23 protein-coding genes and 2 pseudogenes are annotated in these 19,890 nt (G+C 57.5%); 18 read left to right on the plus strand and 7 right to left on the minus strand.

The features are described from left to right. Positions 1-364: 364 nt before the first annotated feature. Positions 365-736, minus strand: coding sequence for a response regulator (locus tag AYK65_RS21755; protein ID WP_081160617.1), 372 nt, complete (start codon positions 734-736; stop codon positions 365-367). Positions 737-1,076: 340 nt separating this feature from the next. On the opposite strand from AYK65_RS21755, the gene AYK65_RS21760 reads away from it, so the two are divergent. Together AYK65_RS21760 and AYK65_RS33680 are read left to right on the plus strand one after the other, a co-directional pair. Further along, positions 1,077-1,622, plus strand: coding sequence for a hypothetical protein (locus tag AYK65_RS21760; RefSeq protein ID WP_081160619.1), 546 nt, complete (start codon positions 1,077-1,079; stop codon positions 1,620-1,622). 91 nt (positions 1,623-1,713) lie between these two features. Further along, on the plus strand, positions 1,714-1,884 hold the full coding sequence (locus AYK65_RS33680) for a Thivi_2564 family membrane protein (protein WP_139793300.1): 171 nt from the start codon (positions 1,714-1,716) through the stop codon (positions 1,882-1,884). Between the two features lie 177 nt (positions 1,885-2,061). Here the strand turns inward: AYK65_RS33680 and AYK65_RS21765 are convergent, their stop codons facing one another. Beyond that, positions 2,062-2,442 carry a hypothetical protein gene (locus AYK65_RS21765; protein ID WP_244560072.1) on the minus strand — a complete coding sequence of 127 codons (381 nt, stop codon included), beginning with the start codon at positions 2,440-2,442 and terminating at the stop codon, positions 2,062-2,064. A gap of 732 nt (positions 2,443-3,174) precedes the next feature. Here AYK65_RS21765 and AYK65_RS21770 point away from each other — a divergent pair. From AYK65_RS21770 to nhaA, 6 genes are read left to right on the plus strand one after another with little or no spacing between them, the layout of a single operon-like run. Beyond that, positions 3,175-3,402 carry a hypothetical protein gene (locus tag AYK65_RS21770; RefSeq protein WP_244560073.1) on the plus strand — a complete coding sequence of 76 codons (228 nt, stop codon included), beginning with the start codon at positions 3,175-3,177 and terminating at the stop codon, positions 3,400-3,402. Positions 3,403-3,438: 36 nt separating this feature from the next. Further along, entirely contained in the window at positions 3,439-3,693 is a 255-nt protein-coding gene (locus AYK65_RS21775) for a hypothetical protein (RefSeq protein ID WP_081160659.1), read from the plus strand. Continuing rightward, positions 3,674-3,940 carry a hypothetical protein gene (locus tag AYK65_RS21780; protein ID WP_081160623.1) on the plus strand — a complete coding sequence of 89 codons (267 nt, stop codon included), beginning with the start codon at positions 3,674-3,676 and terminating at the stop codon, positions 3,938-3,940. The genes AYK65_RS21775 and AYK65_RS21780 overlap by 20 nt, the downstream gene beginning before the upstream one ends. A gap of 2 nt (positions 3,941-3,942) precedes the next feature. Further along, entirely contained in the window at positions 3,943-4,218 is a 276-nt protein-coding gene (locus AYK65_RS21785; RefSeq protein WP_081160626.1) for a DUF1488 family protein, read from the plus strand. Between the two features lie 11 nt (positions 4,219-4,229). After that, positions 4,230-5,042, plus strand: coding sequence for a transglutaminase-like domain-containing protein (locus AYK65_RS21790; protein WP_081160629.1), 813 nt, complete (start codon positions 4,230-4,232; stop codon positions 5,040-5,042). Between the two features lie 51 nt (positions 5,043-5,093). After that, the gene (gene nhaA / locus AYK65_RS21795; protein ID WP_081160631.1) at positions 5,094-6,407 is read left to right on the plus strand and encodes a Na+/H+ antiporter NhaA; all 1,314 of its coding nucleotides are present in this window, start codon (positions 5,094-5,096) and stop codon (positions 6,405-6,407) included. A gap of 181 nt (positions 6,408-6,588) precedes the next feature. Here nhaA and AYK65_RS21800 read toward each other — a convergent pair whose 3' ends face one another. The 3 genes from AYK65_RS21800 to AYK65_RS21805 form a co-directional block, all read right to left on the minus strand. Then, positions 6,589-8,367 carry an SLC13 family permease gene (locus AYK65_RS21800; RefSeq protein WP_081160634.1) on the minus strand — a complete coding sequence of 593 codons (1,779 nt, stop codon included), beginning with the start codon at positions 8,365-8,367 and terminating at the stop codon, positions 6,589-6,591. Between the two features lie 161 nt (positions 8,368-8,528). Then, on the minus strand, positions 8,529-8,651 hold the full coding sequence (locus tag AYK65_RS33540; protein ID WP_275531686.1) for a hypothetical protein: 123 nt from the start codon (positions 8,649-8,651) through the stop codon (positions 8,529-8,531). A 55-nt stretch (positions 8,652-8,706) separates the two neighbouring features. Next, positions 8,707-9,048, minus strand: a complete 342-nt coding sequence (locus AYK65_RS21805) for a hypothetical protein (RefSeq protein WP_081160662.1) — start codon at positions 9,046-9,048, stop codon at positions 8,707-8,709. Between the two features lie 487 nt (positions 9,049-9,535). On the opposite strand from AYK65_RS21805, the gene AYK65_RS21810 reads away from it, so the two are divergent. The 4 genes from AYK65_RS21810 to AYK65_RS21825 all read left to right on the plus strand — a co-directional run bounded on the left by AYK65_RS21810 (position 9,536) and on the right by AYK65_RS21825 (position 10,833). Further along, on the plus strand, positions 9,536-9,823 hold the full coding sequence (locus AYK65_RS21810; RefSeq protein WP_081160637.1) for a hypothetical protein: 288 nt from the start codon (positions 9,536-9,538) through the stop codon (positions 9,821-9,823). An 11-nt stretch (positions 9,824-9,834) separates the two neighbouring features. After that, complete coding sequence (locus AYK65_RS21815; RefSeq protein WP_081160639.1) at positions 9,835-10,047, plus strand: hypothetical protein; 213 nt, start codon at positions 9,835-9,837, stop codon at positions 10,045-10,047. A 51-nt stretch (positions 10,048-10,098) separates the two neighbouring features. After that, on the plus strand, positions 10,099-10,335 hold the full coding sequence (locus AYK65_RS21820; RefSeq protein ID WP_081160642.1) for a hypothetical protein: 237 nt from the start codon (positions 10,099-10,101) through the stop codon (positions 10,333-10,335). A 294-nt stretch (positions 10,336-10,629) separates the two neighbouring features. Next, entirely contained in the window at positions 10,630-10,833 is a 204-nt protein-coding gene (locus tag AYK65_RS21825) for a hypothetical protein (RefSeq protein WP_081160644.1), read from the plus strand. A gap of 771 nt (positions 10,834-11,604) precedes the next feature. Here the strand turns inward: AYK65_RS21825 and AYK65_RS33685 are convergent. Next, the gene (locus AYK65_RS33685) at positions 11,605-11,769 is read right to left on the minus strand and encodes a hypothetical protein (protein WP_172402055.1); all 165 of its coding nucleotides are present in this window, start codon (positions 11,767-11,769) and stop codon (positions 11,605-11,607) included. A 601-nt stretch (positions 11,770-12,370) separates the two neighbouring features. Here AYK65_RS33685 and AYK65_RS33690 point away from each other — a divergent pair. The 6 genes and pseudogenes from AYK65_RS33690 to AYK65_RS21865 all read left to right on the plus strand — a co-directional run. Next, positions 12,371-12,624: pseudogene (locus AYK65_RS33690) on the plus strand (alpha/beta fold hydrolase); the annotation flags it as partial. Further along, a pseudogene (locus AYK65_RS21840) lies at positions 12,618-13,046 on the plus strand (adenylate/guanylate cyclase domain-containing protein); the annotation flags it as partial. The pseudogenes AYK65_RS33690 and AYK65_RS21840, both read left to right, overlap by 7 nt. Before the next feature lie 615 nt (positions 13,047-13,661). Beyond that, positions 13,662-15,110, plus strand: coding sequence for a hypothetical protein (locus AYK65_RS32575; protein ID WP_244560075.1), 1,449 nt, complete (start codon positions 13,662-13,664; stop codon positions 15,108-15,110). A 655-nt stretch (positions 15,111-15,765) separates the two neighbouring features. After that, a complete protein-coding gene (locus tag AYK65_RS21855) occupies positions 15,766-16,950 on the plus strand; it encodes an ABC-three component system protein (RefSeq protein WP_081160649.1) in 1,185 nt (394 codons plus the stop codon). Then, a complete protein-coding gene (locus AYK65_RS21860) occupies positions 16,907-17,446 on the plus strand; it encodes a three component ABC system middle component (RefSeq protein ID WP_139793304.1) in 540 nt (179 codons plus the stop codon). The genes AYK65_RS21855 and AYK65_RS21860 overlap by 44 nt, the downstream gene beginning before the upstream one ends. Next, positions 17,443-19,377, plus strand: coding sequence for a DUF3732 domain-containing protein (locus AYK65_RS21865; protein ID WP_081160654.1), 1,935 nt, complete (start codon positions 17,443-17,445; stop codon positions 19,375-19,377). Before AYK65_RS21860 ends, AYK65_RS21865 begins: the two co-directional genes overlap by 4 nt. A 290-nt stretch (positions 19,378-19,667) precedes the next feature. Here AYK65_RS21865 and AYK65_RS32020 read toward each other — a convergent pair. Continuing rightward, positions 19,668-19,890, minus strand: a 223-nt coding sequence (locus AYK65_RS32020; protein WP_210190419.1) for a hypothetical protein, incomplete at its 5' end; no start/stop codon positions are given.

The raw sequence follows: 19,890 nt of genomic DNA on the forward strand, positions 1-19,890 counted from the left end.
GTAGGCTTCATCACCCGCAGGGCCCGGAGGCCGTCTCCAAAGCGCCCTCAAGTCGGACACTGAGCAGAGCACGGTGCTAATCCCAGAAGCGGACATGCATACATGCCGCCGAGCTGCAGGTTTGCACCATTTCCAGACCTTACCTCCTAAGCTGCGGATCGACGCGCTTCGACCCTTTGAGGTCATTCATTCACGGCCCTTGGAATTACCGGTGCTGGCCGCAAAGTGGACAGCGCTGCTCGTGAAAGTTTCCCGACATGCGACCGATGGCCATGTGCTGGAATCGGCTGGACGTTAGGGAAGGCTGGCAATGGCTGCAGCAAGATCGGGTGAGCCCGGCTTTTTTGTTGTGTGATGGAGTCCTTCACCTCGGCTGAACGGCTGTCCGGATCTGGGCCGCAACGCGGGCAAGGAGGAGAGGTTTCATGATGAACCGACTTCCTTCGGGCAGTTCCTCCGGCGTCACCTTACGGCGACCCGAAACGACGAAAATCTTGATCGGTGGCCAGCGGTCATGAACACGCGCCGCCAGTTCCAGTCCGTTCATCGATCCAGGCATACAAACATCGGTCAACACCGCACGGATGCCTGGGTGCCCGGTGAGCAAGTCGATGGCTTCATCCGCGGTTGAAGCCTCATAAACTTCAAAGTCTTGCTCGCGCAGAAACATCGCAAGATCGTATCGGAGGAGAAACTCGTCATCGACAACCAGGACGGAGATTTGATCGCTTGGCACGCGGTAAGGCCTTTCCTGGTTCGCAATCGCGTAACCGGCCCTGAGGCGTTATGTTCCTGAAGATCAAAAAATTAAATGCGTCCGCTGATTAGCAGGCGCCGAGTTCGCTTACAAGACTCTCCGCTTCACGGTCGGCGAGAGCGATAGGAGAACTATGCGCGAAAATCGCGGGAGCTTTCATGGCCTCGTATTCTGTTGCCTATTGGCGACCAATTTATGTGCCCTGAAGCTCGGCGAATGCTTCTCGTGATTGTCGGGGGAGCGGATTCATCTATTCTTCAGGTCAGCCACAGCATCCGTTGGAACAAACCTGTTAGCTCAGCAGTTCGATCCACACCGAATGGAGCTTATGATGCGCTGGCGGTACCTCATAGCGTTTCTGGCCGCTGTTTCTCCGAGTTCGATCGCGCTCCCTGCCGGTGACGTTTCAGAGGCAGTCGAAGTATTCCAGCGGACGTGCCTTGCACAAAGTTCAAGCTTCGACGCGATCGCATCCGCCGCCGCGGCAGAGGGATGGAAACCTTTGCCAGAAGGCGACTTCGAGCGTCTCGCGCCTCTCGAGCACCTTGATTCCTCAAGTGGATGGATAGCCACTGATCGGGCCCTTCCGGAACCGGTTGTAATCGGCGTCACCAAGGCTCGACGGGACGGAAGGCCCGTCGAGACCTGCACCGTCGCCTTCAGGAAGGTGCCTATTGAGCCATTTCTCAACGAATTTTCAGACAGTACCAATGCGGAGAAACTATCCGAAGAACCGGAAGGAACCTGGACTTCGAGGCTCTACATGCTGATTGCCGGGGACCGCAAACAGTTCGTCAAGCTCAAATACGCCCGTTCGCCCGATGGAAGTGGGCCAATGGCCGCGAGTTCAATCGCCGAGCGGTAGGATGCATTTCGGCGTGACATGCCTCCCGTTGTAGAACTCAGACGCATTTACCCGTCACTGCCGAAAGGCACTCCGCTCAAAGGGCCTGGGTATGACCATAATAAGCAGCATCATCATAAGCATCCTGATCACAGGCCTTGCCCTCCTGGTGCTGTACCTCGTGCAAAAACTTCCGATTGACTCAACAATGAAGCAGATGGCTCAGATCGTGGCTGTAGTCGTCGGCGTAGTTTCGTTGCTCAGCTATCTGGACGTATTCTGAAATGCTCTGGGCTGCTCCTCCTCCTCTGGGCCGCAGTCCGGCCGGCACCTGAAATCGGAATGGAACGTTTGGATCCGTATAGGCAGGGGCAACAGCACAGCATCCACTTGCGTAAAACACCTGAATAAAATTCGGGGAAGGGCCGATTGTTAGCCTGCTGAGCCGCTCCCAGGCGTGTTAAAGCAACTCATTCCGGTCCTTGGTCGCTTTTGCCCGCCGCCTTGTGCCCTCCGAGTCATTGCCACTCCCGCCGCGAGTTTCGCTGCGCGGCGGTTTGCCGACTGCGCCGCCTTCATTATCCCATTCTTCCAGCGAATCCCTCATGCGCGCCACGGAAGCAGGATCCGGGCTGTCTACGTCGAAACCCGCCACGAATGCTTCGCTGATGATGGCATCCATCAGGTCTGGATCTGAAATATCCAGATCAGGAAAAACACGCCGCAGTGCGCCGAGGGCCTCAGAAGTCGCAAGCGGCCGGGCTTCCTTCTGACACACGCTCAGAAACGCGCTTATGGCCGCGCGCACCTCAGGCGATATCTCGCGGGAGTGCTTTCTCATCATCACCTCCCAGTCCATCAAGGCTCTGAATCTAAACGCTGCCTGCGTCTCGATGTTCCTGGTTGCTCGCGAACTGGCCGCCATCTGTGATCTTGCCGACCTTCAGACATAGGTTGGATCAGTTCGGCGGCGAACGGGAGGCCTTCTCGCAGTCAAAACCGCGAATTCACGGGGTGAATTTATTCAATTGAGACCTCCCCTTATATCAGCCGAAAACAACGAAGCCGAGCACCTTGTTTAAATCCGATTTGAGGCCCACATATAAGAAACTCGTTAATTTGGCTGGACTAGCCAACATGACTTCGCGGCGTCCAAGGACCCGCCATTCACCACGAAACTTAATACGAACGCTTACGCCGACCGGACCCGTAGTGTCGTTTCGTTCGACTCTAGCACCGACATTCGAGCACCGACCACGGTCGTGTCGGCTTCGGGACCGCCTCTGTTCCCGCAGAGCGCCGCCAGGACCAGCCGCACCAAGCAGACGCCTCCCGTGTGCCTGGCAGCGTCTATGCGCATTCATGCATATGCCTGCGGGGCGTGCCCGCATCGCATACATGATGTCGATCATCCGGCTGATCTCGAAGCCGCACTCCAAAAGGACTACAAACAATCATGACCGCTACAAACATTCTGCAACGCAATGGCCGTCCGATCCACCGCGACGCAGCAACACATCTTTTTAACGTCGGTCAAGCCGTTCGGGTGAAGGACGGGTATCGGAGATCGGCTGTGCCGGTCTATCACATCACCGGTACGCTCCCGCCGAGCGGCGGTTCGCCGCAATATCGCATTCGAAATGACGACGAACATCATGAACGGGTGACGACGCAGGACAGACTCGAGCCGGTGCGCATATCGTCTGCCGACGAAGGCCCTACTCTCATCGAAAAGACATTTGGCAAACAGATCAAGCCCGCTGCGAACGGCAGTCCGTCGCAGGACAAGGGCAAGAACTGACAGTTGCGACCCTTCTGTCCAACGGAGAGGATGGCGATGAAGATCGTGATCGCGTTCTACCGTATTCGGGATGCGGACGACGCGCATGCGATCGTCGGGCGCGAAACCGCAGAAGCTGCCGATCTCGACGAGGCGATAGAGATTGCGCTGGAGCTTTTGAGGACACTCGACATGCCGCAGCGCCCGGACGCCGTGACCACCACCGACGGTGATGGGAGCACGATCCATTCAAGCAGGCTCGATACCATCGATCTTATGAAAGGCCACCACCATGAACGCCCACTGCAATGAAATTGAAGCCCTGCGACATGCACTTGCGATCAGCATCTGGGAAAATGAAGGTGGGACGCCAGCGCCCGACAAAATGGATGATCAATGCGGCCGCCGCATCGATACGGATCGCTCCTGGGCGGTCTATCACTTCACAGGCGCACCGGCGCGTGTCGGCGGCAACCTTCGCAATATAGAGCGCCGGATAAAGCGGATCAGCTTATCGGCACCACCGGGGCCCGTGTCGCGCGAAACAGTGGCTCGCTGAGGATGACGCTGTTATTTCCGAATGCGAGCCGCAGCCTCGATGAAAAGCGAAACGCCGTCCGTTTCATCGGCCATGACGGTATGCTCGAGGTGCGGTTCTTCGTCGAGGCCGAGGCGCTCGTGAAGGCGGATGCCGAACTGGGCAGGTCGGAAATTTCGGAATCGAAGCTTCTTTCTGCTTTTGATGCGTTGCGCCTGTCCATCTACGATGTCGCACGCAAGGCCTATTCCAGTGGCCGCCGCGATTCCTACACACTGACCGCCGCCGATTTCCGCTAGGATGAACCCAGATGCTGATCCGCTACGGCTATGAGATCACGCTGAACTTCCAGCAACCGACCGCGTTGGTATGCCTGCTGTCGGTCCACGAGGATCGCGCGGCCGATATCCGGGTTCCTGAAACAACATTCACCGCCCCTGATGTGCCGACGTCGACCTATCGCGATCTCTTCGGCAACCGCTGCCGGCGGCTTGTCGCACCGGCGGGTGACCTGACGATATGGGGCGATGCCACGATCGAGGACGACGGCAAACCGGACAAAGTGCTGCCAGCCGCCCAGGAACTCCCAGTGCCGGAGTTGCCGGACGATTGCCTCGCCTACCTCATGGGCAGCCGCTATTGCGAGACCGACCGTCTCAGCCAGAGCGCGTGGGATATGTTCGGCGCTGTCACGCCAGGTTGGGGTCGTGTGCAAGCGATCTGCGATTTCGTCCACGAGCATATCCGCTTCGACTACATGCAGGCCCGGTCGACGCGGACGGCCTTCGAAGTCTTTCATGAGCGCGTTGGTGTCTGCCGCGACTTCGCACACCTTGCGGTCACGCTTTGCCGCTGCCTCAACATTCCCGCACGCTATATCAACGGTCATCTCGGCGACATCGGCGTCCCGGTCGTCGACCCGATGGATTTCAGTGCCTGGATCGAGGTGTTCCTGGACGATGGATGGCACACGTTCGATCCGCGCAACAATACGCCGCGCGTCGGCAGGATCGTGGTTGCGCGCGGCCGTGATGCGGCCGATGTCCCCCTCATCAACTCGTTCGGGCCGCACATCCTGAAGTCGTTCCGGGTGTGGACTTATGAGGTGTCGGCCTTGCAATAGCGGCATGGAACATGGGCCAGCCACGATCGAAGCGCAGGAGCAATTCCCGGCATGAACGACAGCCTCTCACGGCTTCCCCACGAACCGGCAGATCGGCTTACCAAGCCGTTCATGCGATTCCTCCGCATCGAGGCTACGGCGGGCATTGTCCTCTTGCTCAGCACGATCTTGGCGCTCAGCCTCGCGAACACCGCGTGGTCGACGTCGTTTCGCGCCTTGTGGGAGATGCCTGCGGGCATCAGAGTTGGCGACATTGAGATCTCCCGTTCGCTGAAGCACTGGATAAACGACGGTCTGATGACGCTCTTTTTCTTCGTCATCGCCCTTGAGCTAAAGCGCGAGCTGGTGCTGGGGGAGTTACGCAATCCGCGTATGGCCGCTCTCCCCGTCGCCGCTGCTTTCGGCGGCATGGCGGTGCCGGCCGGTCTGTTCTCGCTGCGTGTCGGCGGCGGGCCGGGTGCGAGCGGCTGGACCACCGTGATGTCCACCGATACGGCCTTCGTCATCGGGTGCCTTGCCGTGCTCGGTTCGCGCATACCAGGGAGCTTGCGGCTCTTCCTGCTCTCTCTTGCGATCTTCGACGATGTCGGCGCCATTCTGGTCGTGGCGATCGGCTATGGCGAAGCCTTGAATTGGGCCGCACTTGGAACCGCCGGCCTCGGACTTGCCGTCGTAGCAGGTATTGCGCGTCTGGGCATCCGCAGCATTCCGGTCTATTTCGCAATAGGTGTCGGCATCTGGCTGGCATTCGACGCATCGGGCGTTCACGCGACGCTCACCGGAGTGATTCTTGGATTGATGACGCCCGCGCGGAGTTGGGTGAGCGACGCCCGCCTCCATGCGATACTCGACCGCGTGAGCGCCCATCCGCCCAGCGATCATTCGAGCCGCGACACGGCGGCACGCAGCGACCTTCATCGGGCAGGCGTCGCGACCCGCGAAGCACTGTCGCCGATCGAGCGTCTCGAGATGGCTCTCCATCCCTGGGTCGCCTTCGTGATCATGCCGTTTTTTGCCCTCTCTAACGCGGGCGTTCCGATAGGAGACGCAAACTTCGACATTCCCCTCACGATCGCAATTTTCGCCGCCTTCGTGGTGGGCAAGCCCGTTGGAATTGTGCTCTTCAGTCTCCTCGCCGTGAAACTGCGCCTCGCGACTCGTCCAGACGAGCTACCCTGGAGCCTCTTGGCAGCCGGTAGCCTGCTGACCGGGATCGGCTTCACCATGGCTCTGTTCATTGCCGAACTTGCTTTCGAGCCCCAGCTTCTGAACTCCGTCAAACTGGGCGTTCTCGGCGCTTCCGTCATCTCGGCAACCCTCGGTCTTCTAGCGTTGACCTGGCTGACGTCTCCTGGCAGACGATAGTCCAGATCGCTCCGTCGGCCGCCATAGCGTAGAGCCTCCCCACCCTGCGTTCCGACCGGTCGCACGGCGTCATGATCAGGACCAGCAGGGGCGCAGTAAAATGCCGATCCACATCGCTAGTCTGGATCGGCACCGGCCAGCCTTCAATCGCGCAACAGGCGCGGTGCAGCGGTGCTTCGCCCTAAACTGGCGGCCAAAACCACAGGATCAAAGGCACGCCCAGCACGAGCACAATGAACGAGAGCGGCAGCCCCAACCTCCAATAGTCGCCGAAGCGATAACCGCCCGGACCCAGCACCAAGGTGTTGCACTGGTGTCCGACAGGCGTGAGAAAATCGCAGGCCGCACCCACTGCGACTGCCATCAGAAAGGCGTCCGGATTGTAGCCAAGGCGCCCAGCAAGGGTAACGGCGATCGGGGCAACGACGAGAACGGTGGCTGCATTGTTCAAAAACGGCGTTGCGGCCATTGCGACCACCATCATCATTGCAAGTGCGCCGTAGAGGGACAAAGTGCTAGTAAGTTGAGCGAGGCCGCCGGCGATTAGGTCGGCACCACCGGTAGTCCGGATTGACTCGCTGACTGGAATGAGAGCGCCAAGCATGATCAGGATCGGCCAGTCGATGGCTTCGTAAGCTTCCCGGAGCGAAAGTGACCCGAGCAGTACCGTCAGGACCGCAGCCGTAAAGAAAGCCGTTGCGACGGGCAACAGACCAAGAGCCGTTAGAACCATGGCACCAGCCAGCACCAGCACCGGAACCAGGCCCTTTCGCGGATTTCCCAAGCGAATTTCACGCTCGGCCAAGGGAAGAAGACCGAGTTCCACCAGTTTTGTGGGGAGAAGTACGAGATCGCCCTTCAAAACGAGAACGTCGCCTGGTCTTAGTGCGATGTCGCGCAACCGCTCGGTGAAGCGCTGGCTGCTTCGGCTTACTGCGAGCAGATTGATGTTGAAGCGATCATGCAGCGCCAAGCGCTTGGCGGTTTGCCCAATTAAGGCCGATTTCGGGCCGATCACCACCTCGATTCCGGCAATCTCCTCATCTACTCCCTTCGCTTCCGTCGGACGGTCGTGCCCCTCCAGTTCCAGACGCGTGCGCCTGATGGCTCGCTCCAGCGCCTGAGGGTCTCCTTCTAAAAGAACGATATCGTCCTGACGAAGGACAATATCCGGCAGTGGAATCATCCGTTCGACCTGATTGCGAATAAGGCCTGTGACCAGGACCTCGTCGTCCAACAAGGCTGACAGGTGACTGATCGACTTGCCGACGACGGCGGAAGAGGCAGTGATGCGAGCCTCGGTCATGTAATCCTTGATGTTCAGCGCCCTCTCCATTGACGGGACCGCCTCACGCTCCCCGGGGAGCAGCCGATAGCCAAACGCCAGAAAGACGACTCCCGCCGCAGCGAGACCTATGCCGACAGGGGTGAAATCGAACATGTTGAAGGGGCGGCCCGTCAGCTCCTCGCGCATTCGGGACACGACGACATTCGGTGATGTCCCAATCAAGGTGGTAAGCCCGCCAAGCAAAGAGCCAAACGCCATCGGCATGAGAAAAGACGAAGGGGAAGCTTTCGACCGGCGCGCCATCTGGAACGCGACTGGGATCATCATCGCCAGCGCGCCAATGTTCTTAATGAAGACGGACAGAACCGAGACGGTCGTCACGAGAATAACAACCTGGCCCTGTACAGAGGTCACGCTCGGCGCCACGCGATGGAGAAACGCCTCTATGACACCACTGCGCTCGATGGCGGCGCTTACGACGAGCGCGCTGGCTACAATGATGACAATGTCATCCCCGAAGCCGGAGAACGCTGCCTTGTGCGGCACGATGCCGGTGAAAACTGCGGCAAGCAACGCGAGAACCGCAACGAGGTCATAGCGGAGCCGCCCCCAAATGAAAGCGACCATCAGACCGGTCAGAATGGCGAAGGCGAAAGCCTGGGCTTGTGTCATGGATAAAGTCCCGACCAACTCTTCCCAATGCCAAGTCCATATTACTCGCCTGAAGAGATAAATGTCGGATAACTTACCAGGTTCACTCAACGGCGCGGCACCCCCAAAGTCCGTCCAGACTTTTGAAGCTTCGTAGTGCGGATGCGCGTATGATCAGACGATTACAGGATGCGTCCGAACAGGACGGAATAAACAATCACTGCAATCGCCAGGGTAAAGGCAAGCGATACGAACAGGCGCGTGAAATCATAGGTATAGAAGCGGGCGGGAACGAGATTTTTCACTGTCATTTCCTAAGTTTCGTTTGTCGGAATACCAAAGCGCCGCGTCCGCTGCGCTTCAAGATAATGAGCGACTGCAACTCGTGCTGACCCTGCCGAGGATGTCCGCTGGAACTTGGATATTGGTCATAATAGTTGCTACGAGTTCGTCGCGCTTCGCACGATTGTCGTAGCCCTTCAGTGTTGCGAGGTCGGTGCTGCTGGCAGATGCCATTCGCCCTGCCGCACTTGAACAGATGCCCGCAAGGGCAGCCACTCTGGCCTCCTCGACGGCTTGGGTGCTGGCAGTGGTGGTGGTAATCCATCCAGTATTGAAGCCGATGATCGGCGCCGCGAAAAGTCCGACGACCAGACCGATAGCGTAGGGCTTTGTCCGCTCGAGGATTTGATCGAATGTCATGATTTCATTCCCTTTAATCAGGTTGATTATCGGGATCGTTGCAGGCCCGTGCTCGGACCAGGAGCCGATGGCAATCCGAATTTTTACGGTGCGCCATAAAATAGTTAAAGTAAACAACTAATTTAGATCCTCATTCGCAAATGCGTTTCAGCCGGCGTTCGTAGAAAATTTCGGCGCCCATATGGAAAATAGCGCCGCGTCCGGCACAACTATATTTAAATAATTCGAATTTTATTTTTTGTGAAAACTGCTTTCACCTCAAAAAAACACGGTAATGCCACAATCAATGGATAGAGCTTCTTACTTGCCTTTTTTGCTTCATCAGAGGCACGAAAACAAGCTCACCGCTCCGTATATCCAAGGTGCGGGCCGCCGATTGCGGCCTTGCTCCAATGCGGCAGTACAGAGCGTAGCGGTGCGCGCTCAAGTGGCGCCAAACGGACTGGTTTAATCTCACGACGACGAAGCCACGGAACAGGAGGGCAGCATGTTCGCCCGGACGACGCATCGAACGGTCCATTTCGACCAACCGTTCTGGATGCCAGACCTCGGTGAAATGGTCCCGGCTGGCGACTACGAGGTCGATGAGGACGAGGAATTGATCGAAGGCATCTCCTGGCTCGCCTATCGCCGTGTGGCGACCTTTATCAAGCTACCAGCCACGGCCGAGAACAAATACCGAATGCGGCTGATAGCGATTGATCCTGAGGAGCTTGAACGCCTGACGGCAGTGGATCGCAACGACGCCGCGATCTTCCCGTCACTTTCACCATAAGGCAACAGCCAATGCGCCATCATCTATTCCCGATCGGTCTGTCAGTGCGACTTAAAGATCGCGCAAATATTTCACCTCGTGCAGTGGAAACCTATCAAATCACCGCCAAACTCCCTCTGAGAGACAATTCGCCTCAGTATCGCATGCGCAATGATGAACTCGGCCAAGAGCGCGTGAGCAACGAAGATAATCTGGAGCCGATTGACGGGCTGAACGTCGGATAACTAATCAGCGTTCAGTCGTCGCGCAGGCGACTGCGGGGAGGAGAGCTGCAGATGAAAAGCAAACACGAAGAACACGCGCTCGCCCTCAGCACATGGGAATCCGAAGGGCGCGCGCCGAACCGATCCGGACAGCGCGATGAGTATGGCCGCCGTTTCGATGGCGACGGAATGTATACGATCTATCACCTCTTCACCGGAGAGACTGCAGGGATCGGCTCATGGAAGATGGAAGGGCTCAACCCGAAAAATGCAGCGCGAGCGCTGCGTATTCTCAATACCCTAAGCTAGCCGTGATCGTGCACCCGTCGAACAACACCAGCACGGCTGCCCTCGCAGGGCACACCGCGCGGGTGAAGAATATCAACACGCCTTTTCGCCGCACCGACATACTCGGCGTCGACATTGCCGGGTACGTCGGAACAACTGTTGCCACAGCTCACGCGCCACCAGGCGATCAAGCCCGTCCGCGAAGCGGGCCGAGGCATGCCCGCAAGCTCGCGTTATCGCATTCGCGTAAACGAACCGCCACACAAATACTAGTGGGCGATAGCGCGGTGTCTAGGGGCGCGCTAAAATGCCAGCATGACCCAGCGATACGAATTGCATGATGACAGCAACGGCTTGTGGAGCGTGATTGATCGCTTCACCGGCTGGCCTGCTCGATGGCAAGGCATACCGCAGACCGGCCTGGACTATTTCGATGCCGATGATCTAACTGACTTGCTTAATCTGCTGGACGAACGGAGACGGGCGAAAGGCAAGCCGGAAAGCGGCGGGCTAAAGTGATCGGAATGCGGCGTTACACAATCCAGCAGAACGAAAACAGTAGCTGGTCGGTCCTTGATAGCGAAACGGGCGGGCCTGCCGGCACGCGCAGTGCCGGCGACAGGCGGCCTGAGTGAGAGCATGGCCCGCGCCTTAGCGTCAGGCATGAACCGAATTGACTTCGTCAGCATGGATGCAAAGCAATAGCGATGGGCCAGGGCGATCTGGTCCCCAGCGTACTTGCCTTAATAACCTGTCCGATATAGCGTGCCCTGCAAGTCAGTTGCAACAGCCTGATCGCACTTTCGCGGCGGCAAAATGACTTGAGCAGTGTACGACCCTCAGGCCGGCTCACGACACAGGTCGTGCCCGTCAAGGTAGCGAGTCGAAGGCGAAGAAGAGGATTGCACGAGGAAGACTCGGTTTCCGCGTCGAAGTTCCTCGAAGTCGGATGGCTCTTCTCCAGACCAGCGCTGGCGTCACCGCATGTTTCCATACCCCTTAGATTTTACTGGACCGGATCCGATAAGTGGTGGAAGATCCTTTTTTCAGGTGCCCTGATTACGAGATCGAGAATTCTACTTCGTCCAATTACCTTGGTGACAAAGCCCGCGTTTTGGCGGGCTTTGCTTTATAACCGCATGTCGGATCGGCGAAAGCTTTCTTCGATGCGGGACGCACCTCTGGAAGCGCTACAATTTTTCAAGTATCGTTGCCTAATCAGCGGCTGGTGACACGGCGCCGCTGGCGTTAGCCTAATGGAGGCTGCGTCATGTATCCCCTGAATGACTTTCACTCTCCTCCGCTTTCCTCGCTGACCTTAACTTGCTTCAAGGCATCCTCATTGAGGAACTCGATGACAGACACATCGACAATGACAGCGAAGAGGCGGATGAGCTTGCCAGAAGGCTCATAGTGCTCTTCCAATCGGGAGTCAGACAGGCTGATGTTCTTCATGAAATGATCCGGGCCGGGTGAAAACGGCGGAAGACCACTCGGACGTCCATGAACGGTCCTGCGCGTCACGTTCTCGTCACGACCGGCGCCTGACCCTATCGCGGACCACGGACGTATTGGCAATGGCTGCAGGAAGGTCGGGTCTGCCCGGCCTTTTTTGTGCCTCCTGTCCCCCACGAAGCCTTTTGAAGGAACATTCTCTCAGTCGTGGTGTTTTTCTTCTTTAGGAACGGCGGCATGAAGAAGCCCATAGGGACGTGGCGCCACATATCCGGCAGGTGATGGCAACCGATTACAACGTCGCTTTTCTCCGATCACTTCCCGTGTTCAGAATCAGACCCAAACTTCCAAAGAATATAAGGGTTCTCCTCAAGCGGTGCATGATGTGGAGAACGCAGGGAAATGACCGTCCCTCATGTAGACGGCTTCGGAGCCTCCGTCGACCACGGACGTTGGCCGGGGCCGGTATCACGTCCTCGATGGTAAGCGTGCCAGCAGTCCCGTTCAGATCAGGCGCGATACGATCTCAAAGCGCGCCGCTCAGCGGATCACAAGCAGGCTCTGGAGGCTGAATGCCAGGCCCGAGAGGCCATCGTAGGCCGGCCATTCGCTCGATGGGCGGCTTGCACAAGCGATCGCTGAGCGGTGGCCCCACGTCGTCCGGAAAATCGTTCTTATGTCGACCTCCGCCGCGCTGCGCCAACGTCGGGGGTGGTTGTGGGACAACATCCAGATGCTCGGCGATCCGATTGATCAGAAAGCGCATTCATTCGGCAATGGTGTTCTGGCGTACGTCCGGTCGACGAGAATTTCCTTGCCCATGCGCGACGCGAAAGCGCCGGCCTGCCGTCACGGCGCCTTGGGCGATGGGCCTGCTCGCGGAGGCGCATGGAAAGGACGATCGTTTTGCCGAGGGCAGCACCTTGATCGACGAGGCGCTCACCATCGTCGCGCGCACCGGCAACCGCTGGTGCGAGGCGGAGCTGCATCGGCTCAAGGGCGAATTAATATACTCGAGTTCAGAATGCGATCCCGCCGAAATCGAGGCGTGCTTCCGCCGTGCGCTGAATGTCGCTCGCGTGCAGGAGGCCAAGATGTGGGAACTGCGCTCGGCGGTGAGTCTGGCGCGGCTTTGGCGAGCACAGGGTCATGGAGCCCAGCCTTGCAAGCTGCTCGAGCCCCTTCTCGGCTGTTTCTCGACCGGCCATGGAACGCTCGATCTTCAGGACGCTCAAGCAGTCGTTGAAAGCTGCGTAGGTGGCAAATTGAGCACCTGATTGACCGCTGAAAACGACTTTGATTTAACTTCCGACTGGCGCGATGGTTCTGAATTTCGACAGGGGTATTGGGGACGACTGGAACCGCGGCGAACCGGACCTCAGCCGGGAGCGTCGAACTCCCGCTTTCCACCCGCTACCGCCGTCGAGAGCAGCGGAGCTAAAGGTCGTCTTTGGCGCCAATTTCAGACCTTGGCATCGGGGGGCCATATGTCCGGTTTTCGTGTTGCACCTCCTAGCAGCGGACGGTCGGCAGTCGGCCCCGAACGCGACGTGAGAGTATTCGATCAGCAATTACCGCTCCTGGCGCTCGTTGCTCGTCCCGATAGGCAAGTCGTACATCAAGTCCCACCCGACTGAGACGCGCGTGTAGATCGTCGGCAAGATCGGGATTGGCGAACCGCTGCACCGCCGCGTAGTCCATGACGCTACGACCATGCGCAGGCTGCTCACAAGTTTGGCGCAGGATACTTGATTGTAACGTCGTTGCTGCAATCAATCGCTGAATAACACGCTCGTGTCGTGACATTAACTACATCGAGGGTTGCGAGCGGTAGGCATTCAGCTCGATATAATGCGATTTCATCGGCGACGCTGTTCATGACGGGAGGGGGCATGATTGACAACCTGGCAGTTCCGAAGTCGGCGGCATTTTTCACTATCCGCAAGAATCTGACCGATAAGGCTGTTGAGGATCTGTTTACGGCTCTTCGCAAGTCGCACGGCACAACCGCGAACAATGTTTTCAGGTACATCCGCGAGATCCAGGGTGATGCGCGGTGGTCGGCAGTTTGCTTCGAGTACGAAACGCCGCCCGCATTTCTCCATCCGGCCTCAGGGGTAAAAGAGAGGCTTTTCGGTTATTTGATGCTCGTTGAATATCAACGACACGCGGCGCTGTTTTCGTCGCGCCTCGGTCTGCCGGCAGCATTCAAGTCTCGGCACTTTGCGCCAGTCGCGGTAAGCCGGATGGAAGGCGCGATCGCACGTGAGAACGCCGTGTTCCAGAAAATGCGAATGCGCAATATGTCCGTGTCGCCGCATGTTATGCGGAATAAGACCTTGGAGGCCCCGAATCTGGCGAACGTGGTGGGCCCGACAGGCAGCCGTAGATATGCCCCGCAGACATACACGGTGTCGGTTGATGGCATAAATAGCACGGCAACCCCGAGCACAGGTCGTATTGGTGTTCGATCGGACAAGGTGAGCTACGGTGAGTTGATCGAGTTCGCCGCGACCATGATCGACGCCCTGCGGGTCGACCCTGTCGGTGTCTCGCCATTCATTAGGACATTTGCGCGGCCCATGTCGCTTGCCGATGCCCTTGCCGCGTCGCAGCCCACCGCAATCGCGGTGGACACTGCGCGACTTGCTGCCGCGGTTGCCGGCGACGAAGCCACCATCCGGCTGGTGCGTGTCGGTGATGAAGTCGCGGAACTCTCCACTGATGAGTTCAACGAGCTCCTCGGCCAGCTCGACAAGGCACTCGCTATCGAAGGGAACGGGAAGCTGCGCGCTGCGAAGCTGCCTGACAGCAACGACGAGCTCGCTACGATTAGTCTGAACAAGAACCGCATTGCGCTAAGATCGCTGACCCTCGGCATGGCCGCCACAGTGGAGGTGGAGACCCTCGATCTGGCGCTGGGAGAGGATCCGGAGCGCCGACCGCTGTATTCATATCTCGATGAAGAGGACTGTTTCATTGTCCTGTTCGATGACGTTGGGCTTTCCTACATCGACGGTCAGGTGTTTCGGGATGAAACGATGCTGGATGGAGGGGCGTCTTTCCTCCCTTACTTACATCCGGAAGCGTCTCTTCAGGCCGTTACGGACGAGAAGGGTGCATTCGTAGCTGGCCAGGCGGCGTTCGACGTGACTTCTACCTTCGGGGCCATCGTCGAGCACATCGGCGCAGCGGATGACATCCTGATTTGCGACGATCTGGGCGATGAGTGGGCTGACTTCATTGGTATCAAGGAGGAGGCCGGTTTTCTCCAGGTGTGTTTCTACCACGCCAAACATGATGCATTGAGCCTTAGTGCTGGATCATTTCACGTGGAGTGAGTCAGGCGATTAAAAACCTTGGCAATATGATGTTTCCAGCTGAGCGGATGGAGGCCAAAGTCCAGGGTTGGGGTGCTACATACAACGCCAAAAAACAGCCGACGCAGATCGCGAGAATCATTCGGAACAACGCGGGCGATCTTAACGCAGCAATCGTACGTGCAAGAACTGCACCCGATGTGCGGCGGCGGGCGGTAATTGTAACGTCGTCGCTTAGCAAGAAAGCAGTTGAGGATGCGTTTGCCGCCATCCAGGATGGGCAACGACCAACCCACACATTTGTCCAACTGTATTGGCTCCTACAGTCTTTCTTTTCTGCATGCACAGAGGTGGGCGCGTCCGGGTCAATTGTCTGTCAGCCGTAAGCGGACCGTCCGCTGGACGCCTATGCTCAGTGTGGCGGCTCATCGGATAGGTAAGCCAAGGCATCGTAGTCCGGTTGCGACCCACTTGCTTGCCCAGAGAGTCATATCAATGGGAAGCCGCGGTAGCGCACGGGTAATGCTCTGAAGAACTGATTAAGACGCCTGAGATCGTTCGTGGATCGGCCGACGTTTTAGTTGAACAGCGTGGAAATTCGATTTTTTGTCTGGCAATTCTTCCGGAAATAACCTTACCCTGCGGGCTCAAACTCTGGGAGAAGCAACGCTTGCAAGTGGCCATTCAATATAATGCATCCGGGTCACTGGCCGGCTATCTTTATCAATGCAGATTGGCTTTACTTCTTGCAATCCGCGAAATGAAGGTAAAGCCAAATTGCCATATCTCGATCGAGAAGTTCGACGATATAGCTTTCCATGACGAAGATCTCCCGCATTGCATTGTCCAAGCCAAGCATCATATCGGGCCAAAGGACGTCAATGATAGCAGTGTCGATGTTTGGAAAACGCTTCGCATCTGGATTTCGCACCTGCGGGCCGGCTCTTTCTCGAATGCCGACACGCGACGGTTTCTGATCACGACCGCGACTGCACCTGATGACGGAGCCCTCGTCATGTTGCGCGCTGGCTGCGGGCCTGCGGAACGAAAGACAGCAAGAGAGCGGCTGGCCGCGGCTGCGCGCGCATCGACTAACAGGACATCGGAAGCTGGTCGTAACGAGTTCCTGGCGCTGACCGACGAGGAAGCCGACGTATTGCTTGCTTCAATTACCGTGGTGGATGGCGCGCCAGATCTGCACAATGTTTTCAACGAAGTTGAGGGCGAGCTCCGCATCCTTTCGGCAGGTTCCGCCGATAGGGTTGCGCAAGCTCTTGAAGGCTGGTGGCTCGGAGCAGTCGCGAAGCGCCTCGTCGGGATCGATACAAGCGATATTCCGGTCCAGCACATTGCAATCAAAGCACAGGAGTTCGCAGCACTGTACGGTCCTGTCGGTCTGCCTGTCAGCGATCCCAGCGAGTTCGGTGAGCGGCCCTACTCGATCGAGGATGAAGACGAGACCTACGTCAAGCAGATGCGCCTGATCCACCTGTCGGAGACGGCGATAAAACGCGGAATTCAGGACTTCTATCGGTCAAACACGCAGCGATCAAAATGGGCGAGAGAGAACCTGCTCCTTGATGGCGACGTTGCACGATATGAGGCAAAACTCCAGGATTCCTGGGAGCGCAAATTCGAGGAAGAGTGTGGCGAAGCCCACACGGCCGATGATGCTTCGAAGAACGCGATGGGGCGAAAGGTCTTTCACTGGGCAAGCCAGCAGCAGATCGAATTTCGCAACGTGATCGAGACGTGGATCACGGCGGGGTCATTCCATGGGTTGGCAGACCGGGTGAAGGTTGGGTGGCATCCGAATTATGTGGATCATCTTTCAGTCGGTGCTGACGATGCCGCGACTTGATACCTGGACCCGGCGCCCTCCTGAGGAAGCAAATCTCTTTGGCCCCTCGTTTCTCTGCGCGATTTCGCACGAGTTTCTGCGCGATTTTACCAAAGACGGCCGCGATGGAGCGTCGCTCTTCTTGCTGATTATCGCGCTATCGTCTGTCTTGCATCGAAGCAGCCGCGAGCGGCTGCCTTATTCGACGGTCACGTCACTCTATGCCTGGGTGCAAGATAACGAGGATCTCCTCATCGGATTTGCTTCGAGAGCGCAGAACCTGACGCCCTATTTGAAGGAGGCGGTGCTGTTCGGGCTCGCTACGAAGACGATCGCCGTCGGGGATGAGGGAAACCTTCGACCCGGAGAGCGCCGCGCAACCTTTCCAAAGTCTTTCTTGGACGACACAACCGCAGAAACCAAAGAAATCGTAGATAGATCGAAGTTCATGGGTAGATGGCTTGCAAAATCCGGATCTGAAACGTCAGTCGCAGCGGCGTTGGGAGTCCGCCCATGAGTTTCATAATCAAGGCAATCGTCGTCTACAGCCACGCAGGCGAACAACAGATCGTGCCATTTCGTGAGACTGGTCTGAACATCATTACCGGCAAATCCAAGACCGGCAAATCGGCTATCATCGACATTGTCGACTACTGCCTTGGTCGCGGCAGCTACAATGTCGCTGAGGGAACGATCCGCAAAAAGGTATCATGGTTCGGTCTGCATATCGCCAAGGGCGAGGACGAAGTGTTCATCGCCCGTGACAATCCAGGTCCAGGTGCCGGCACGGGCTCCAAGGTGTTCTTCTGCCGCGGTCGAAATCTCACCTATCCCTCCCTCGACGAGATCACGAAAAACACCACAGAGGAAAGCCTCAAGGAGTTCGTGACGCGATTCGCGGGGATCCAGGAGAACGAGCACCGACCGACCTCAGGCACTCGTCCGCCATTGGAAGCAGATATCGGGCACGCGCTTTTCCTCTGCTTCCAGAAACAGAATACCATCGCCAGCCAGGACCAGCTCTTCCACCGGATGAACGAGCAGTTCCTGCCTCAAGCGATGAAGGATACCCTTCCCTACTTTCTTGGGGCCGTGGATGAAGATCATTTCCGGCTTTTCGCTGAATTGGACGAACTTCAAAAGAAGCTGAGGCTTCTGGAAGCTCAACAGACCAAGCATGTTCAGTCGGTCGATGCCAGCCGGTCGCGGTTGACGCGAATCCTGAACGAGGGAAAGAAGGTCGGGCTTATACGCCAGGACTATCAGGCCGTGGACGATAGTGCTTTCGCCTTCCTCGCAAGGATCGGGGAAAGCGCTATCGATCAACCTGACCTCACATCCGATTTCGGCGAAACCATCGCGCGCCTCCGCGGCGAGCAGAGCACGCTGCAGGAGCGTCTGGGAGACCTAAATCAGGACGTTCGAGCCGCACGTGCTTTCTTCTCCGATCAGACCGACTATTCCCGCGAGGTCAGCGAACAACGATCCCGCCTGAAGAGCATCGAGCTTTTCAAGACCGACATTGAAACGCCGGAACAATGCCCCTTCTGCGATTCACATCTGGAGTCCCCCATTCCACGCGTTACGCAGGTCCGGGAATCGTTGAGGCGGGTCAGCACCCAGCTTGATGGCCTCTACCGCGACAACCCCCATATCCAAGGGCATATCGCGGATCTCGAAAGCAAGATTGGCGAAGCCACCGACAATCTGAAGCTAGTTCAGAGAGAGCTACAGCGCGCTGTTCTCGATGATGAGGCCGCTAAAGCCCGTCAAGACCTGATCGTCTCGCGCGGCCGCTTCCTGGGGCGGCTCTCGGAATTTCTTGAATCGATGGCGCCGGATCGAGACAATCTAGAGCTTGCAGCGGAAATCGAGCAGGTCAAAGGCCTGATTGCTGCGGTTCGCTCCCGCATCAACAGCGACGATATTGAATCACGACTGCAGACGATACTGAGCTTCATCAGCCAGAAGATGACGGACTATTCCGGCCAGCTTGACCTCGAACATAGCGGCAGCTCGCTGCGATTGGACGTCAAGAAACTCACGGTGGTCGCCAATACTGTTGATGGCCCGATCCCATTGAACCGCATGGGAAGTGGCGAGAACTGGGTGGGCTATCACGTTCTTAGCCATCTTGCGATCCACTGGTGGCTCCGGGAAAGAGATCGGCCCGTGCCGGCTTTCCTCATTTTCGACCAACCGACTCAGGCCTACTATCCGCCGGACGTTTCCGAAGGTGGGCTTGAGCAGATCGAAAAGGACGCTGATCGGGCAGCTGTGAAGGCCCTGTTCAAGCTGATGGTCCACGCGTGTCAGGAGATCAAGCCGGACTTCCAGGTGATCGTTCTCGATCACGCTCATCTCACGGACGGCTGGTTTGAGGACGCTATCGTAAGGGAATGGCGGGGAGATAGCGCGCTCGTGCCTTACCACTGGCCGGAACGATAGTCTCGGCAAGAGGCGTAAGTATGCGTCTCGCTCCGCAGGATCACCCAGCAAATTTGAAGCCGTATTCGGGCCGAGGACTTTTGGCGGGGCCGGTCCGCCTTGCCTCTCGAATGACGGCGTCCGACCGGGCGAGCAGCGCATCGATGGCGGCTAGCTCGGCGTCGAAGGGATCGGAATTTTGCTCGGATGCGTCTTCCCCTCCCTTCTTTCGCCCCCGTTGTCTCCACCCTCGGCGCCGCTGCTCGCCGAGGTCTTGACGGATGCTGTCGCAGGGGCACCGGCGTGCGAATTCACCCATGATTAACCATATGAATTAACAAAGCAAAATAATATAAACGGAAGCGAAAACCAACTACATTTCCGTCACCCGGACGCTCTTTTTCGCCCGGCTTCACTATCGATAGGAACCATGTATCGATAGTGATATGGTCAGAGGTTGACCAACTTGCCGTTTCGGCGCTATCATCGCGCAAAATCGCCAAAAGCATGAGAATTCCATCGCCGCTCGACGAG

The sequence above is a fragment of the Ensifer aridi genome, assembly GCF_002078505.1.
GTDB classification, from domain to species: Bacteria; Pseudomonadota; Alphaproteobacteria; order Rhizobiales; family Rhizobiaceae; genus Sinorhizobium; species Sinorhizobium aridi.